At 72.7% G+C, this 16,975-nt stretch carries 12 protein-coding genes, 1 tRNA gene and 1 pseudogene; 10 read left to right on the plus strand and 4 right to left on the minus strand.

Annotated elements, in window-relative coordinates; all coding sequences use genetic code 11:
* Positions 1-117: 117 nt before the first annotated feature.
* On the minus strand, positions 118-1,158 hold the full coding sequence (locus tag KBY19_RS23490) for a helix-turn-helix transcriptional regulator (RefSeq protein ID WP_099880728.1): 1,041 nt from the start codon (positions 1,156-1,158) through the stop codon (positions 118-120).
* Between the two features lie 291 nt (positions 1,159-1,449).
* Between KBY19_RS23490 and KBY19_RS23495 the strand changes: the two genes are divergently transcribed.
* The 3 genes from KBY19_RS23495 (at position 1,450) to KBY19_RS23505 (ending at position 3,370) form a co-directional block, all read left to right on the plus strand.
* Complete coding sequence (locus KBY19_RS23495; RefSeq protein ID WP_307843596.1) at positions 1,450-2,847, plus strand: MFS transporter; 1,398 nt, start codon at positions 1,450-1,452, stop codon at positions 2,845-2,847.
* Positions 2,848-2,934: 87 nt separating this feature from the next.
* Entirely contained in the window at positions 2,935-3,129 is a 195-nt protein-coding gene (locus tag KBY19_RS23500; RefSeq protein ID WP_185016828.1) for a hypothetical protein, read from the plus strand.
* 7 nt (positions 3,130-3,136) lie between these two features.
* Positions 3,137-3,370: a hypothetical protein gene (locus KBY19_RS23505; protein ID WP_019358162.1), complete on the plus strand. Its 234-nt coding sequence runs from the start codon at positions 3,137-3,139 to the stop codon at positions 3,368-3,370.
* 9 nt (positions 3,371-3,379) lie between these two features.
* On the opposite strand, the gene KBY19_RS23510 is transcribed toward KBY19_RS23505, so the two are convergent.
* A complete protein-coding gene (locus tag KBY19_RS23510; RefSeq protein WP_247691335.1) occupies positions 3,380-4,633 on the minus strand; it encodes a glycosyltransferase 87 family protein in 1,254 nt (417 codons plus the stop codon).
* A gap of 227 nt (positions 4,634-4,860) precedes the next feature.
* Between KBY19_RS23510 and KBY19_RS23515 the strand changes: the two genes are divergently transcribed.
* The 6 genes and pseudogenes from KBY19_RS23515 to KBY19_RS37580 all read left to right on the plus strand — a co-directional run.
* Positions 4,861-4,933, plus strand: a tRNA-Ala gene (locus KBY19_RS23515).
* 369 nt (positions 4,934-5,302) lie between these two features.
* Positions 5,303-8,176, plus strand: coding sequence for a leucine--tRNA ligase (leuS, locus tag KBY19_RS23520; protein WP_099880725.1), 2,874 nt, complete (start codon positions 5,303-5,305; stop codon positions 8,174-8,176).
* A 169-nt stretch (positions 8,177-8,345) separates the two neighbouring features.
* Positions 8,346-9,140: a hypothetical protein gene (locus tag KBY19_RS23525; RefSeq protein ID WP_099880723.1), complete on the plus strand. Its 795-nt coding sequence runs from the start codon at positions 8,346-8,348 to the stop codon at positions 9,138-9,140.
* 35 nt (positions 9,141-9,175) lie between these two features.
* Positions 9,176-10,021: a DegV family protein gene (locus KBY19_RS23530; protein WP_185016826.1), complete on the plus strand. Its 846-nt coding sequence runs from the start codon at positions 9,176-9,178 to the stop codon at positions 10,019-10,021.
* A 580-nt stretch (positions 10,022-10,601) separates the two neighbouring features.
* Positions 10,602-11,732, plus strand: coding sequence for a ComEA family DNA-binding protein (locus KBY19_RS23535; protein ID WP_247691333.1), 1,131 nt, complete (start codon positions 10,602-10,604; stop codon positions 11,730-11,732).
* Between the two features lie 908 nt (positions 11,733-12,640).
* Positions 12,641-14,371 (plus strand): annotated as a pseudogene (locus KBY19_RS37580) (ComEC/Rec2 family competence protein); the annotation flags it as partial.
* Between the two features lie 310 nt (positions 14,372-14,681).
* Here KBY19_RS37580 and KBY19_RS37585 read toward each other — a convergent pair.
* Positions 14,682-14,927 (minus strand): hypothetical protein, encoded by a 246-nt coding sequence (locus KBY19_RS37585; RefSeq protein WP_307843597.1) that lies wholly within the window; start codon positions 14,925-14,927, stop codon positions 14,682-14,684.
* 166 nt (positions 14,928-15,093) lie between these two features.
* Here KBY19_RS37585 and holA point away from each other — a divergent pair, with 166 nt between their 5' ends.
* Positions 15,094-16,083 (plus strand): DNA polymerase III subunit delta, encoded by a 990-nt coding sequence (gene holA, locus KBY19_RS23545; RefSeq protein ID WP_218967857.1) that lies wholly within the window; start codon positions 15,094-15,096, stop codon positions 16,081-16,083.
* Positions 16,084-16,392: 309 nt separating this feature from the next.
* Here the strand turns inward: holA and rpsT are convergent, their stop codons facing one another.
* The gene (gene rpsT, locus KBY19_RS23550; RefSeq protein WP_099880717.1) at positions 16,393-16,659 is read right to left on the minus strand and encodes a 30S ribosomal protein S20; all 267 of its coding nucleotides are present in this window, start codon (positions 16,657-16,659) and stop codon (positions 16,393-16,395) included.
* Positions 16,660-16,975 lie beyond the last annotated feature (316 nt).

Raw genomic sequence — 16,975 nt, forward strand, 5'->3', positions numbered from 1 at the left:
CGCGGACCTCTCGGATCCCGTCCTCCTCCCGGAGGGCGGGATCTTTGCTGTGTGCCCGGCCGACGCCCAGGCGCCGACCCCGGAAGGCACAGGCGCCGACCCCGGACGCCTGGGCGCTCAGCCCGGATCCGTGCGCGGTCGGGCAGGGTCCGTGGCGCTCATCTCCCGCGCCACCCGGCGGCTCGCGCGCAGCAGCCGCTCATGTGTCCGGGACAGCGGCTCGGCGTGCTCAGGACAGCCGATCAACGGGTCGTCTATCGTCCGCAGCCGCTCCAGCAGCTGCCCGGTCTCGTCGTCGTGCGGTACATAGGCCACGATCCGGGTCTCGGCGGCGCCACTGATCTGCAGCGAGGTCGAACTGAGCCGCAACTGGCCGACCGAGGCATGCTGCACCAGCTTGACCCGGGCTCCCGGCGGGGCCACATCGCCGCTGTGCCACAGCTGGGCGAACTCCGCGCTCGCCTCGCACATACGGCCGACGAACTCCTCCCAGGCAGCCTCTCCGACATGGCGGCCGTAGGTACCGCGGAGCGTGGCCACCATCAACGACAGTTCGGCCTCGCGGTTGAGGAGCGCGCAGCAGCACGGCGGCATCACCACGAACTGCTGCCACAGCACATTGCGTTCGGGCTGTCCCATCAGATCGAGGATCGGGAAGAGATGCCGGTAGCCGGCGTTGGCGGCCAGCACGTCGTACCGGCCGTTGTAGACCACGGCGGGCATCGGGTCCATCGCGTCGAGGATGCGGTGGACTTCCGGGTCGACCGCCTCGGCGATCCGCTCCGGGGACGCTGGATGCGGAACCTCGGCCAGGTGGTACAGATGCTCGCGCTCGGCTTCGTCCAGCCGCAGCGTGCGGGCCACCGCGTCCAGGACCTGCGCGCTCGCGTTGATCGGACGGCCCTGCTCCAGCCAGGTGTACCACGTCACGCCCACCCCCGAGAGCTGGGCGACCTCCTCCCGGCGCAGCCCAGGGGTGCGGCGGCGCGGGCCCGCCGGCATCCCGACATCGGCGGGTGAGACCCGGGCGCGGCGACTGCGCAGGAACGTGGCCAGCTCGGACCTGCGGCGCCGGGCGGTAGGGCGTGGCGTTCCGGCAGCACTGCGTGCGGCCCTCGGCTCCGTTCCTGTCTCGGCGATGACTGTCACATCCCCCATCTTCGGGGCAGCGCACATCGGCTGCCAGGTGCTGTCAGTACCAGCATTGCCGGGCTCTCGGGATCTTCGACCCGGCCCGGCCAGGCTCTGTGCATGACCTTCGCTCCTTCGTCTTCCGCTTCTCCACGGCCGGCTGCCGGGACACCGGGGACCCCCGGCAGCCCCACCCCCGGCGGTCGGACCCGTGGCACCGGGCGTCCCGCCGTTCGGTATCCCAGTGAAGAGCACGCCACTGACAGTGGCACGGGGTCCGCGCGTCCTGGCCCGCGCCCCGGGTGGCTCCTCGCCATCGTGCTCACGGGCCAGTTCATGGCGCTGCTGGACACCTTCATCGTCAACGTGGCCGCCTCCGACCTGCGGGCGGACCTGCACGCCTCGGGCGCGGGGCTCCAACTGGTGGTCGCCGGTTACACCATCGCCTACGCGGTACTGCTGATCACCGGGGCCCGGCTGGGGGCACTGCTGGGCCACAGCAGGGTCTTCCTGGGGGGTCTCGCCCTGTTCACCGCCGCCTCGCTCGCCTGCGGTCTGGCCGCCGGCACGGGCCAGCTCATCGCCTTCCGGCTGGTGCAGGGCGCGGCCGGTGCCGCGATGCTCCCTCAGGTGCTCAGCCTGATCCAGCGCACCTTCACCGGGCTCGCCCGCACCCGCGCGCTGGGCGCCTACGCCGCCGTGCTCGGCGTCGGCGCCGCGGCGGGCCAGCTGCTGGGCGGAGTGCTGGTCACTGCCGACCTGTTCGGCCTGGGCTGGCGCCCGATCTTCCTGATCAACGTCCCGGTGGGCCTCGCACTGCTGTGCCTCGGCCCCTGGCTGATGGGCGTGCGCGGTGAGGCCAGGGGCGGCGACGAGGAGCGGCGCGCCCTGGATCTGCCGGGGCTGGCCCTGCTCGGCGCGGTGCTGCTCCTTTTCACCGTCCCGGTGGTGCTCGGACGGGAACAGGGCTGGCCGCTGTGGGGGTGGATATCCCTTGCGCTGTGCGCCGCGATCGTCCCGGTCTTCGGACGCTACGAGGTGCTGCTCGCCCGGCGCGGCGGCAGGCCCCTGATCTCACCGCTGGTGCTGCGGGCGCCGGGCGTGCCGCTGGCCGTCGTACGCATCTTCTGCATGATGGCCGGCAACGCCGGATTCGTCCTGGTGCTGATGCTGCATCTGCAGAGCGGCCTGGGGGAGAGCGCGCTGCTGGCGGGGTTGTCGATGGTGCCGACGGCCGGACTGTTCGCCGTGGTCGGCACGAACTGGCGGCGGCTGCCGCAGTCGTGGCATCCGCGGCTGTCCTTCGCCGGGTTCCTGATCGCCGCCGCCTCGTTCGGCTGGCTGGGCGTGCTGCTGTCGGACGGCGGTGACGGTGGAGTCCCGCTCTACGTCTGCCTGGCTGCCAGCGGTTTCGGGCTGTCACTGGCCTACAACCCCGTACTGTCGCGCACGCTGGCCGGTGTGCGGCAGAGCGAGGCAGCCGATGCCAGCGGTCTGCTGGTCACCACGGCGCAGCTCGGACTGCTGAGCGGTGTCGCGCTGTTCGGCGCCATCTATCTGGAGCACGCGGAACGTACGGCGCCGTCCGCCGCCACCTCGGCCCACGCGCTCACCGTCACCTGTGCGGCGCTGGTCGCCGGAATGCTCGTCGGAGCGGCGGCGGGACCGCTGAACGGACTGGTGCGCCGGGTGAGGGGATTGGCCAAGGATCGCTGACCGGCCCTTAGTCCAGCAGCCGGTACGTGGCAGAATCGTGACGGCTGGAAGGGGGAAGGCCAAGGGGGAAGGGGAGGGACGAGTGCGATGTCGGCAACGGTCCTCGACGAGGACGGTTCCGGGTCCGCGCCCACGTGGCCCCCGCCCCGGGCGGAGCACCCGCGGGATGCTTCGTGCAACTTGCAGTGCCCGTCCTGCGGTTCGGCGAACGTCGCCCAAGTGCTCGGCGACAATGGAGGAGTGTCCTACGTGTGCACGGCTTGCGGCCACATCTGGAGCTGACTGAGCGATGGGCGCCCACAGCAGGAAGTGCGACTGGTGCGGCAGCGGCACCCCGATCGTCCGTGACATGGAGCCGGTCAACAGCGCCTACCAGTACTGGTGCGAGGACTGCGCCCGAGCGCTGATCATAAAAGGCGACCCGATCGAGACCTATCGGGAGCTGGACGGCGAGCCGATCTACGGCCGTCTGCTGGAGGCCCACTGCACGCTGAAGCGTTTCTACTCCTTCGCGACGGCCTGACCTCCCCTCTTACCGCGGTACGCGCAGCGTCCGCAGCGCCACCACCGCTGCCAGCACCAAGAACGCCGTACCCACGAGCGGGTAGCAGGCCGACAGCAGCATCTGGGCACCGTTCTGGTGCAGTTCGGGTGGATGGGACGCGTTCGCGTCGCGGGGCACCCACCACAGCGCGTACGAGCAGAACACCAGGCCCGTCAGCAGCGTCACGGCCAGCCAGCGGCGGCTGCCGCGGCGCTGCGCCTCCGCGCCCATCAGCAGCAACAGCGGCAGGCACCACACCCAGTGGTGGGACCAGGAGATCGGGCTGATCAGCAGGGTGGTGACGGCACAGGCGACGGCGGCCCAGGCGGTCGCGTGCGGCAGGCCGCGCTCTCCGGCGAGTGCTGCCGTCACGGCCGTGCCCAGGCCGACTACGGCCACCAGGAAGGCCAGCCCCATCCACAGCCAGCTCGGTTCGCCGGTGTGCAGCAGACGGGCGGCCACACCGCTCAGCGACTGGTTGTCGGTGATCTCCGTCCGCCCGACCCGGCCGGACTGGAAGACGGTCCCGCCCCAGAAGCGCCGGGAGTCGTGCGGCAACACCAGTGCGGACAGCAGCGCGGTCGCCAGGAACGTCACTGTCGCGACCGTGGCCTGCCGCAGCCACGGGTTCCACAGCTCTCTCGTACGTCCTGTGCGCCGCAGCCGCCGCCAGCCATGGACCAGTCCGTACAGCGCGAGGAAAACGGCGAACAGCGCGGGTGTCAGCTTGATCCCTGCCGCGACGCCGATTCCCACCCCCGCCCAGCGGTGCCCCGCCCGGCGGGTCAGGTCCCACAGCACCAGCGCGGCCAGCAGTAGGTTGATCTGCCCGTAGCGCAGTGTCGTCCACACCGGCTCGCACCACACCACGAACGAGGCGATGCCCAGCGCCGCCGCTCCGCGCGGGACGTGCCGCGGCCGTCCCAGCAGCCGCAGGGACAGATGGGCGAGCACGACCAGCAGTCCGAGATTGACGAACGTCGCGGCCCCGCGCATATCGGCCACGTCCAGCAGCGTCAGCGGGAGAAACAGCAGCGCGGCGAAGGGCGGGTAGGTGGCGGGCAGGTCGGCGTAGGTGGCACGCATCGAGTACAGGTCGTAGCCGTTGCGTACGGTCCAGCCCTCGGCCCGGTAGACCATCAGATCGATCATCGAGACGTTCGCCGTGCGCTGGGCGGCCCAGAAGGCGGCGAAGGAGACCATGGACAGTGCGAGTGCCAGGGTGACCGGTCGCCGCAGCAGATATCTCTTGAGCCCAAGGAACCCCCTGAGCGCCGGCGACCACTTGCTTTCGGCGACCTGGTGCAACGTGCTCACGGGGCGACAGTATCGAGTGATCGGCGGTGGTCACCGGTGGGGCCGGATCGCCCGGCCCGGTCGGCGTCCCGGAAAGCGATTTGGCACTAGGCGGTGCACCCCGTGTAAGCTGGCGGAGCCGCCGCGGGGAAACCCCGGCGGACCAGGGATCTGGGGCTATAGCTCAGTTGGTAGAGCGCTTGCATGGCATGCAAGAGGTCAGGAGTTCGATTCTCCTTAGCTCCACAGAAGCGAGGGGCGAGGTGTGCCTGCGGAATGCGCGGGCCGTCTCGCTTCTTTTGTTTTTGCGCGGCTTCGCCGCGCGGTGTGGGGGCTTCGCCACCCACACCTTTGGGAGGGGTGCTCCCGCTCGTTCCGGCGGTCCCGCTCTTCGTGAGCTGTACGTGAGCTGTAGGCGGGCTCCAGGCGGGGGGCTCGCCCGGTGCGGTACCCTGAGCGCTATGCGTGCCGTACGCCTTCTGCTTAGCGAGCCGCGCTGAATCACTGCCGGTCCCCCTCCCGCGGACCGGAATCGGCGCGGCTCCCCCTCCTGTGCGAGGGGTTTTTTCGTTTCAGGAGCGCTGGGCAGTCACGACCGATGGAGCTTTGAGGACGATGAGCGAGACGACCACCGCCGCCGAGACCGCGGCCCCTTATCGCTACACGGCGGCCCTGGCCGCCGACATCGAGGCACGCTGGCAGGATTTCTGGGAGAAGCACGGCACCTACGAGGCGCCCAACCCCGGCGAGGGCTCGCTGGGCGGGGAGCCGGAGCAGGCCGCCAAGCCCAAGAAATTCATCATGGACATGTTCCCGTACCCCTCGGGTGCGGGGCTGCACGTCGGCCACCCCCTGGGCTACATCGCCACGGACGTCTACGCCCGCTACGCGCGGATGACCGGGCACAACGTGCTGCACACCCTGGGCTTCGACGCCTTCGGCCTGCCCGCCGAGCAGTACGCCGTCCAGACGGGCACCCACCCGCGCACCTCGACCGAGGCCAACATCGTCCAGATGACGGCCCAGCTGCGCCGCCTGGGGCTGGGGCACGACCAGCGCAGGTCGTTCGCGACGATCGACCCCTCGTACTACCGCTGGACCCAGTGGATCTTCCTGCAGATCTTCAACTCCTGGTACGACACCGAAGCCGACAAGGCCCGCCCCATCGAGGAGCTGGTGGAGCAGTTCGCCTCCGGCACCCGTGAGACGCCCGAGGGGTGGGGAGCGTGGAGCGAGCTGAGTGAGCGGGAGCGGGCCGACCTGCTGGGCGAGTACCGGCTGGCCTACGCCTCCGACGCGCCGGTCAACTGGAGCCCCGGCCTGGGCACCGTGCTGGCCAACGAGGAGGTCACCGCCGACGGCCGCTCCGAGCGCGGCAACTTCCCCGTCTTCAAGGCCAAGCTGCGGCAGTGGAACATGCGGATCACCGCCTACGCCGACCGCCTGCTGGACGACCTGGACGACCTGGACTGGCCCGAGGCGATCAAGCTGCAGCAGCGCAACTGGATCGGCCGCAGCGAGGGCGCCCGGATCAGCTTCCCCGTCCAGGACGCGTACATCGATGTCTTCACCACCCGCCAGGACACCCTGTTCGGCGCCACCTACCTGGTGCTGGCCCCCGAGCACCCGCTGGTCGAGTCCATCGTCCCCGAGGCCTGGCCCGAGGACACCCACCAGGTGTGGACCGGTGGCCATGCGACGCCGGCCGAGGCCGTGGCCGCCTACCGGGCGCAGGCGGAGGCCAAGTCGGACGTGGAGCGCCAGGCGGAGGCCAAGGACAAGACCGGCGTCTTCACCGGCGCTTATGCGACCAACCCGGTCAGCCAGGAGAAGGTCCCGGTCTTCATCGCCGACTACGTGCTGATGGGTTACGGCACCGGCGCCATCATGGCGGTGCCCGCGCACGACCAGCGTGACTTCGAGTTCGCACGCGCCTTCGAGCTGCCCATGCGCTGTGTCGTCGAGCCCACCGACGGTCGCGAGGCGGACCCCGCGACCTGGGAGAACGCGTTCAGCTCCTACGACGCGACCATCGTCAACTCCAGCGACCACGACATCTCCCTGGACGGCCTGGGTGTGAACGAGGCCAAGGAGCGGATGCGCAAGTGGCTGGAGGAGCACGGTCTGGGAGAGGGCACCGTCAACTACCGGCTGCGCGACTGGCTGTTCAGCAGGCAGCGCTACTGGGGTGAGCCGTTCCCGATCGTCTACGACGAGGACGGCATCGCGCACCCGCTGCCCGAGTCGATGCTGCCGCTGGAGCTGCCGGAGGTCGAGGACTACTCCCCGCGCACCTTCGACCCCGACGATGCGAACACCTCGCCGGAGACCCCGCTGTCCCGCAACCAGGAGTGGACCAACGTCACCCTGGACCTGGGCGACGGCAAGGGCCCGCGCCGCTTCCGCCGGGAGACCAACACCATGCCCAACTGGGCGGGGTCGTGCTGGTACGAGCTGCGCTATCTGGACCCGCGCAACGACGAGAAGCTGGTCGACCCCGAGGTCGAGCGCTACTGGATGGGCCCGCGCCAGGGGCAGCCCAAGGGCGGCGTCGACCTGTACGTGGGCGGCGCCGAGCACGCCGTGCTGCATCTGCTGTACGCGCGTTTCTGGTCGAAGGTCCTGCACGACCTGGGCCACATCTCGTCCGCCGAGCCGTTCCACAAGCTGTACAACCAGGGCATGATCCAGGCGTACGTCTACCGGGACGCGCGTGGTATCGCCGTACCGGCCGCCGAGGTGGAGGAGCGCGACGGCGCGTACTACTACCAGGGCGAGAAGGTCAGCCGCCTGCTGGGCAAGATGGGCAAGTCCCTGAGGAACGCCGTCACCCCGGACGAGATCTGCATCGACTACGGCGCCGACACGCTGCGGCTGTACGAGATGGCCATGGGCCCGCTGGATGTCTCCCGTCCCTGGGACACCCGCGCCGTAGTGGGCCAGTTCCGGCTGCTGCAGCGGCTGTGGCGCAACGCCGTGGACGAGGCGACGGGCGAGGTCACCGTTGCCGACACCGAGCCGGACGAGGCCACCCTGCGTGCGCTGCACAAGGCGATCGACGGCGTCACCCAGGACATGGCCGGGCTGCGCTTCAACACGGCTATCGCCAAGATCACGGAGCTGAACAACCACGTCACCAAGCTGCGCGAGGTGCCCCGCTCCGTGGTCGAGACCATGGTGCTGCTGATCGCTCCACTGGCTCCGCACATCGCCGAGGAACTGTGGCGCAAGCTGGGCCACGAGGAGTCGGTCGTCCACCACGACTTCCCCGTCGCCGACCCGGCCTATCTGGTGGACGAGACGGTGACCTGCGTCGTGCAGGTCAAGGGCAAGGTCAAGGCCCGGCTGGAGGTCTCGCCCTCGGTCTCCGAGTCCGAGCTGGAGACCCTGGCACTGGCCGAGCCCCTGATCGTGAAGGCGCTGGGCGGTGCCGACGTCCGCAAGGTGATCGTGCGCGCGCCGAAGCTGGTCAACATCGTCCCGGCGTAGGGCCGCGGTCCGCCTCGTCCCGACGGGGACGGCGGTCGAGGGCAGCTGCCGGTGAGCGTCCCCTACGGGACGTCACAGGGGCGGTTCCGGGCTCTGTGGAACCCGTAACCGCCCTCGCCCGTTTACGCTGAACGAGGAGACGGGATGACGGACGACTAAGGAGCGACCTGTGGACGTGGGAGTCGTCATCGGACTGGTGTTCGTGCTGGCCGTCCTCATCTTCGGCACGATGGTCACGCTGCGGGCCGTACGGGCCGTCAAGCGCGGCGTCGAGCGCACCGGTGCACAGGTGCGCCGCACAGCGGAGGAGACGATGCTCAAGGCGCGCTCCGCACAGCCGGGACCGGTAGGCGAAGCAGCCCGTATCCGCCTGCAGTTGCGCTCCTCGATCGACAGCACCCGTGCCGCGCTGGAAGCGGGCGCGCAGAACGACCCCGGTCTGTCCGAAGCCGTCGACCTCCTGGACAAGCTGCACGAACACGCCCGCAGTCTGGACGGCGAACTGCGGATGCTGATGGAGCGCGAGCCGGACCACAGCAGGATCGCTGCCCGGCTGCCCGATGCGCGGGAACGTGTGCGGCACATCAAGGAGTCCGCCGACTCGCTGCGTTTCGCGGCACAGGACCGGGCACGGCAGTTCGACGCCGAAGGGCTGAACGCCCTGCGCGAGCAGATCGACATCGAGTCCGGCGCCCTCCGGCACTGGACTCCTGTCCGGCCGGGCGACGACCCGTCGGCCGCCGCTCCGAGTGCCGACGGCCACCCGGCCGGAACCGGCGCCGCCGGCAGGCAGGGCGAGCAGCGGGAGGACGGACAGCGGCAGGGCGAGCAGTCCGCACGGCCCGCGCTGGGCCCCTCCAGCCAGGGCATGGACCCGTCGCTGGCCGATCTGACCGACCCGACCGCCGACCGGAGGAAATCGACGCCGGCGTTCGAGAAGCGCCACCCGCGGAACGCCTCCTGAACCGCTGCGTTCCCTCGCCCGATACCCTCCGTTCCATGCACGGCCCCCTCGCCATCGTCACGGATTCCACCGCCTATCTGCCGCCCGAGGCGCTGCGGCGCTACGGGATCGAAGCCGTGCCGCTGACCGTCGTCCTCGGCAAGGAGGCGCTGGAGGAGGGCACGGAGATCTCCGCCCGATCGCTGGCCGCCGCGCTGCGCGAGCGACGCCCGGTCACCACCTCCCGGCCCAGCCCCGAGACCTTCGCCCGCACCTTCCGCGCCGCCGCCGAGGCGGGGGCGGCGGGGATCGTTTCGCTGCATCTGTCGGCCGAGTTCTCCGGCACCTACGACGCGGCGCTGCTGGCCGCCAAGGAGGCGCCCGTGCCCGTGCGCGTGGTGGACACCGGTGTGGTGGCCATGGCGCTGGGCTTCTGCGCCCTGGCGGCCGCGGAGGCGGCCGAGGCGGGAGCGTCCCTGGACGAGGCGGTGGCTGCGGCCGAGAAGCGCGCCGAGGGCACCTCCGCCGTCTTCTACGTCGACACCCTGGACTATCTGCGCCGGGGCGGTCGCATCGGTGCCGCCCAGGCGCTGCTGGGCTCCGCGCTCGCCGTCAAACCGCTGCTGGAGGTGGCTGACGGCCGGATCGGGATGCTGGAGAAGGTCAGGACCGCCTCCAAGGCCATCGCGCGGCTGGAGGAGATCGTGGTGGAGCGGGCCGGGGACCAGCGGGTGGACATCGCCGTGCACCATCTCGCCGCCGCCGAACGCGCCGAGCAGCTGGCGGAGCGCTTCCGTGACCGGGTGCCGGGCCTGCGCGAGCTGCATGTGAGCGAGGTGGGCGCGGTCATCGGCGCCCACACCGGTCCGGGACTGCTGGGGGCCGTGCTCTCACTCAGATGAGTGAGCGAGTTGTCCACAACTCACTGGTTATCCACCGGAATCGAGCAAGATCACCGCGCTGTGTCCTGGCTGCCTAGCGTCGGTGGGCATGAGCGAACGAGCAGCACGTACGGCACACACAGCACGCCCCCGATCAGCTCACGGCCTGCCGCCGGCCGAGCCCTCGGACGCGCACGAGCCCGGGGCCGGTGAGGGAGCCGGCGCCAGCGACGAGCCCAGGGCCTATGACGGAGCCGTGGCCAGGGACAGGAGCGGGGACGGCCGGGGCCGGGACCGGGAGTGGGACAGGGCCGACGGGGACGCCGGGCACGGCCGAAGCCCCGGAGAACTCCCGACCGGCAGGGGTGCCGACGAGCCGGGCACCGGTGGCCGGACCCGCCGGTCTGCGCGCCGTCGGCCGCCCCGGGGTCCCCGGGCGGCCCCCGGCACGGGACCGGGCCGACGCGGCGCCCACCGCCTGCCACGGCGCGTGCGGCCGTCGGCGCCGGAGCCTCGCGCGGCGGCCCGCGCCCGGTCCCTGTTGGCAGAGGAGACGCGCAGTGCGGCCCCGTTGCCACAGCCCCGCACCAGGGCGCGTCCGATGGCCGACCCGCCCGCCCCGGTGCGCCCCTCCGTCGCGCGGCCACCTGCCGAACGGCCGACCGTCGCGCGGCCACCGACCGAGCCGCCACCTGCCGAGCCGCCCGTCAGCGGACCGGATGCCCCCGTCCCCCTCATGTCGCGCGCCGAGGCGCTCGCGGCCGCGCGTTCCGCCGTACGCCGCAGCAGGGAGCGCAGGCATCAGCAGAGCGGTGACACCCGCGCGCCCGGCGGCCCGCCGGTTCCCGGACCGGTGCCACCGCCGCAGCGGGAGCCACCCGGGTGCGAGCCGCTGTCGGAGCCCGGGCCCGGGGACGGCTCCGAGCCCGGGCGGGTGGGTGGCGGGTTCTTCACCGAGCGGGAGGAACGACAGGAGCTCCCGGAGCCGGACGGGCGCTACGAGGAATCACGCCGGCTCCCGCTGAAGGAGCGCTGGCGGCTCGCTCTGGAGGAGCGGCTGCCGGTGTGGCTGCGGGTGCGGTGCGGGATGGAGCTCAAGACGCTGGTGGCGCTCTGTCTGGTGCTGCTCGTCGCGGTCGGGTTCGCCGTGCACCACTTCTGGACCGGACGGCCGCAGGGCGTGGCGGTCCCGAGTGCCCCTGGCTCGCCGAGTGCCCCGGCCTCTCAAAAGGACGGGACGCCTGCGGCACCGGCTGCGGGCGGGGCCGCTCCCACCGCCGACGGGGCACAGGGCAAGCGGCTGGTGGTGGACGTCTCGGGGAAGGTTCGCGACCCGGGCGTGCTGCGGCTGCCCGCGGGATCCCGGGTGGCCGACGCGCTGAAGGCCGCGGGCGGGCTGCGCAAAGGAGCGGACACCAGCGGACTGAACAGGGCGCGGCTGTTGGTGGACGGCGAGCAGATCGTGGTGGGGGCGCCGGGCCGGGCCGGAGCCGCACCGGGCGGCGCGCCGGGACCGAGCGGAGCGAGCGGTGCGTCGGGTGCTCCCATCAGCCTCAACTCGGCCACCCAGGAGCAGCTGGAGACCTTGCCGGGGGTCGGCCCGGTGCTGGCCCAGCACATCGTCGACTACCGCACTCAGCACGGTGGCTTCCGGTCGGTCGACCAGCTCCAGGAGGTCAATGGCATCGGGGAGAAGCGGTTCGCGGACATCAAGCCGCAGGTGGTGCCGTGAACGGCCCCCCACCGGCCGCCGTACCACGCGCCGGACCGCGTCGGCCGGGCGGTACGCCGGACCCCGGGCTCAGGGCCGGGTCCAGGGCCGGGTCCAGGGCCAGGGCGGGGACCGGGGCCGGGACGCCCGGGCCGGAACCCGCCGGGGACGAGTGGTCGGTGCGGGAAGAGCCTTCCGACCTGCGGCTGGTGCCTCCCGCGCTGGCGGCCTGGGCGGCAGCCGCCCTGGCGCTGGGCGCTTCGGCGGAGCGTGCCGTCCTCGGCGTCGCCCTCTGTGGCATCGCCGGGCTGGCGCTGCTGGCCTGGTCGCTCCGGGGCGCCCCGGCTGCTCGGTCCGCCCCGACAACCCCGAGGATCACCCCGCCGACTCCGACAGTCCCTTCGGCCCCGACGACCCCTCCGGCCACGGTGCCGCGCAGCGGAAGGAGAGAAGAACGGCCCTCGGGAGGAAGGCCCAGGGGCGGGACGCCGGTCGCGGTCGACGGCGGGCCCTGGCGAGGAGGCCGGACCCTGTTGGTGGGGGCGGCAGTCACCCTGCTGTGCGCCGCGGCGGCGGGCGGAAGCGCGGCGTTGCACGCGGCCGATGTGCGCACCGGGCCGTTGCCCGGGCTGGCGGACAACCACGCCCGAGCCACCGTCGAGGCCACCGTCATCAAGGACCCGCGGCTCGCGCGGCCCGAACCGCAGGGCGCACGGCAGCCGGCCGGGCTGGTGGTGATGCGTGCGGAGGCGGTCGCGCTGGTGGCCGAGGACGGTGCCAGGACCCGGCTGCGCACCCCGGTGCTGCTCCTGGTCCGGCTGGAGCAGCAGAAGGTCGGAAGCGGGCGGGCGGAGACGGCGGCCGACGGGGTCCGGGCCGCGTGGCTGCGGCTGCTCCCCTCCACCCGGCTCCGAGTGCGGGCCGCTTTGATGCCGCCGGCCGGCGACCGGCAAGGTGGCCGGGACGTCGCGGCGGTACTGCGGGTGGGGCCCGGCCCGCCCGAGATCGTCGCGGGACCGACGGCCGTGCAGCGGGCGGCGGGTGAGCTGCGGGCGGGGCTGCGCGAGGCATCCGCGGGCCTCGGTGCCGACGCGCGCGGGCTGCTGCCAGGGCTGGTGGTCGGGGACACCTCACGACTGAGCCCGGAGCTCGCCGAAGCCTTCCGGGCAACCGACATGTCGCATCTGCTCGCGGTGAGCGGGGCGAATCTGTCCATCCTGCTGGTCGTGCTCATCGGACCGCCCGGTCTTGCCCACCGGGCGGAGCGGCGAGGGCTGGCACCTCGGCTCGGCCTTCCGCTGCGGGCGACCGCCATGGCGGCGGCGCTGCTGACGCTGGGTTTCGTGGTGGTGTGCAGACCGGAGCCGAGCGTGCTGCGGGCGGCGGCGTGCGGGCTGATCACGGTATGGGCGATCGGCACCGGACGGCGGCGGTCGCTGCTGCCGGCGCTGGCGGCAGCGGTGTTGGCGCTGGTGTTCTACGACCCCTGGCTGGCGCGGGACTTCGGCTTCCTGCTCTCGGTGCTGGCCACGGCTTCGCTGCTGACGGTGGCGCCGCGCTGGTCGGGGGCGCTGCGGCGGCAGGGCTGCCCGGGGAGGGCGGCGGAGGCGCTGGCGGTCGCGGCTGCGGCTCAGTTGGCGTGTGCGCCGGTCGTCGTGGTGCTGGCGGCGCATGTGAGTCTGGTGTCGGTGCCGTGCAATCTGCTGGCGGAGTTCGCGGTCGCACCCGCGACGGTGCTGGGGTTCGCGGCGCTGGCGGCGGCGCCGGCGGCGATGCCCGTGGCGAAGGGGCTCGCGTGGCTGGCGGGTTGGCCGGTGGAGGCCATCGCCGGGATCGCGCGGACGGGTGCCGGGCTGCCGGGCGGGGAGATCAGCTGGCCCGGTACGTGGCTGGGGGCACTGGGGCTGGCGGTCGTTCTGGTCGGGGTGGTCGTGGCGGTGCGGTTGTCGTTGCCGTACCGGCCGTGGCTTGCTGCCGCCTGTGTGCTGGGGCTGCTGGTGGTGATTGTGCGCCCGGTGCCACTGGTGCGGCCGTTCACCGGGTGGCCGCCCACCGGCTGGCGGATGGTGGCCTGCGACGTGGGGCAGGGTGATGCGCTGGTGCTGGCTGTGGACGGAAAGCGGGGCGGTGCGGGTGGCGCGGTCGTGGTGGACGCGGGGCCCGAGCCGGCGGCCGTCGACCGGTGTCTGCGCGAGTTGGGGGTGAGCACGGTCCCGCTGGTCGTGCTGACCCACTTCCACGCCGACCATGTGGCGGGGCTCCCCGGGCTGCTGCGGGGGCGGAGCGTGGGGGCGATCCGGACGACCGGGCTGGCTCGGCCGCGCGACCAGGCGGAGTTCGTGCGCAGAACGGCACGGCGGGCGGGGGTGCCGGTGCTCGGCTCACACGCGGGGGAGCGGCGGCAGGCCGGTGATCTGCGCTGGGAGGTGGTGTGGCCGCCACCGACGCAGGCGGGCGGCGGCGCGGCGGGCGGCTCGGGCCCCGGCCCCGGCGGCAGCGTCGGCACAGGCGGCGGAGAGGAGGAAGGCGAGGGTGCCAACGACGCGAGCGTCACGCTGCTCGTCAGTACGTCGGGACTGCGGCTGTTCCTGGCGGGGGATCTCGAACCGCGAGCGCAGCAGGCGCTGTTGGCGCTGCGGCCCGATCTGCCGCGGGTCGATGTGCTCAAGGTGGCGCACCACGGCTCGCGCTACCAGGATCCGCAGCTGCTGCGGCGGCTGCGACCGCGGGTGGCGCTGGTGTCGGCGGGACGGGAGAACCCGTACGGACACCCGGCGCCCGAGACGCTGCACGAGCTGGCCGCCGCCGGAGCCCTGGTGGCCCGGACGGACCGGCACGGGGCGCTGGCGCTGACGCGCCGCCCGGACGGCAGCCCCGCCGTGGTGACCCAGCGGGGCAGCCCCGGCACGGGCGGGAACGCGCCGCCCTCCTCCGGTGTGGACCGCCACAGCCCTCTCGCGCTCGGCCGGGTCAGTCGCCTTCCAGCCAGCCCTCGTGCGCCGCGGCGAGGGAGTTCAGCAGGGCGGGGTCGTAGGTGGCGTGCGGGTCTTCGAGGATCACCAGCCACTGGGCGTCCTCGGCGTCGTCCTCGCCGGCGAGCGCTTCGCGGACGAGCTCGGGTTCCTCGGTGAGCCCGAGCCGCAGTTCCAGCTGCGCGGCGACCTCCTCGGCCGCCTCCCGGTCGGGCAGCACCAGCACATGCCGTACGTCGTTCACCGGGGCATTCTCTCAACGGCGCCCCGGCTCCCGACGGCGCCCCGGCCCCCGACGGCGCCCCGGCCCCCGACGGCGCCCCGGCCCCCGACGGCGCCCCGGTGGGAGGCTGCGAGGGGAGGGATGCTCCGGGGCCGGGGTGTCGGTGCGGCGTGGGATGCTGGTCGCGATGGCTGGTACGCGTAAGAAGACCTCGGACGATCCGCTCGCCCCGCTGACCGTGGCGGTGGGGCAGGAAGAGCTGCTCATCGAACGTGCCGTACGCGCCGTGATCGATGCCGCGCGCGCCGCCGACGCGGACACGGATGTGCGGGACCTGGCGCCGGGGGATCTGCAGCCCGGCACGCTGGCCGAGCTGACCAGCCCCTCGCTCTTCGCCGAGCGCAAGGTCGTCGTCGTTCGGGCGGCGCAGGACCTGGGGGCGGACACGGTCAAGGACGTGAAGGCGTATCTGACGGCCCCGGCGGAGGAGATCACACTCGTTCTGGTGCACGCGGGCGGTGCCAAGGGCAAGGGGCTGCTGGACGCCGCGCGGAAGGCGGGTGCGCGCGAGGTCGAGTGCCCGAAGATGACCAAGCCCGCCGACCGGCTGGCGTTCGTCCGCGGGGAGTTCCGTTCGCTGGGGCGGGCGGCGACGGCCGAGGCGTGTCAGGCGCTGGTGGACGCCATCGGCAGCGATCTGCGCGAGCTGGCCTCGGCGTGCACGCAACTGACCGCCGACGTCGAGGGCACCATCGACGAGGCCGTGGTCGGGCGCTACTACACGGGCCGCGCCGAGGCCTCCAGCTTCACCGTCGCCGACCGGGCGGTCGAGGGGAAGGCGGCCGAGGCACTGGAGACGCTGCGCTGGGCGGTCGCCACGGGGGTCGCTCCGGTGCTGATCACCAGCGCGCTGGCGCAGGGGGTGCGGGCCATCGGCAAGCTGGCGGGCGCCCCGCGCGGGGCGCGGGCGGGCGACCTGGCGCGGGAGCTGGGCATGCCCCCGTGGAAGATCGACCGGGTGCGGCAGCAGATGCGCGGCTGGACGCCGGACGGGGTGGCCGCAGCCCTGCGGGCCGTCGCCGAGGCGGACGCGGCCGTCAAGGGCGGCGGGATGGACCCGGAGTACGCGCTGGAGAAGGCCGTCGTCACCATCGCCGGCGCCGCCCGCTCCCGCTGAGCGAGCCACCGCCCCGCACCCCGAAGCTTCGGGCCCCCGGGCGGTCCGCCGCCGGGCGGCCCCGGGCGGCGCCGCCGCTGGGGGCCGCGCATGGCGAAGGCCCCGTCCTGGAGCCCTGGGGAGGGGCTTCGGACGGGGCCTTCGCCTCGTACTGCGTGGTGCGCCGCACCCGCGTGGCGAACGCAGGCCGCGTGCGGCGCGCTGTCTCAAGCGGTTGCCCGGGCGTACGGCGGATGAGAGAGGGCCCGCCTCACAACGTCCGAGCGGTCGGGAGACCGAGGAGCTGGGAACAGCTCCGAGAAGGTGAGGTCAGCCCTTGAGGGAGGCCACGTGCTTGGCCAGCGCCGCCTTCTTGTTGGCGGCGTTGTTCTTGTGCAGCACACCCTTGCTGGTGGCCTTGTCGAGCTTCCGGGCGGCCTGCTTCTGGGCCTCGATCGCCTTGGCGGCGTCACCGGCGGCCACGGCCTCGCGGGTGCGACGGATCGCGGTCTTCAGCTCGGACTTCACGGCCTTGTTGCGCTGCCGTGCCTTCTCGTTGGTCTTGATCCGCTTGATCTGGGACTTGATGTTCGCCACGAATGAGCCTTTGCGGTTCGGAGTTTCAAACGCCGGTGCCAGCAGGCACCGTCCAGTGCCATAAGGCACAGTCGCTCAGGTTACCAGCCGGGGCAGCGGGCCTCCCAATCCGGTCGGTGCCCCGCGCGCATGGGACCATGGGATGCGACACACCGTCTCGACGGGGCCGCGTAGCGCCCCCGGAGGCGCCCGGGCCGTCCCGAAGACGCTCCGAAAAGGCGCCCCGGAAGGCGTCCGAGACCTCGCCGCGAGACCGTACAGCCCGAAGCCGCACGACCCGACAGCCCGAAACCGACAGGCCAGAACCGACAGGACA

This window comes from Streptomyces sp. B15, from assembly GCF_018070605.1.
In the GTDB taxonomy this organism is placed as follows: domain Bacteria; phylum Actinomycetota; class Actinomycetes; order Streptomycetales; family Streptomycetaceae; genus Streptomyces; species Streptomyces smyrnaeus.

What these genes read in the sequence shown, in the direction of transcription:
- KBY19_RS23490 (WP_099880728.1), bottom strand. Translation starts at nt 1,158, where the DNA reads ATGGGGGATGTGACAGTCATCGCCGAGACAGGAACGGAGCCGAGGGCC.
- KBY19_RS23500 (WP_185016828.1), top strand. Translation starts at nt 2,935, where the DNA reads ATGTCGGCAACGGTCCTCGACGAGGACGGTTCCGGGTCCGCGCCCACG.
- KBY19_RS23505 (WP_019358162.1), top strand. Translation starts at nt 3,137, where the DNA reads ATGGGCGCCCACAGCAGGAAGTGCGACTGGTGCGGCAGCGGCACCCCG.
- leuS (WP_099880725.1), top strand. Translation starts at nt 5,303, where the DNA reads ATGAGCGAGACGACCACCGCCGCCGAGACCGCGGCCCCTTATCGCTAC.
- KBY19_RS23530 (WP_185016826.1), top strand. Translation starts at nt 9,176, where the DNA reads ATGCACGGCCCCCTCGCCATCGTCACGGATTCCACCGCCTATCTGCCG.
- KBY19_RS23535 (WP_247691333.1), top strand. Translation starts at nt 10,602, where the DNA reads ATGGCCGACCCGCCCGCCCCGGTGCGCCCCTCCGTCGCGCGGCCACCT.
- holA (WP_218967857.1), top strand. Translation starts at nt 15,094, where the DNA reads ATGGCTGGTACGCGTAAGAAGACCTCGGACGATCCGCTCGCCCCGCTG.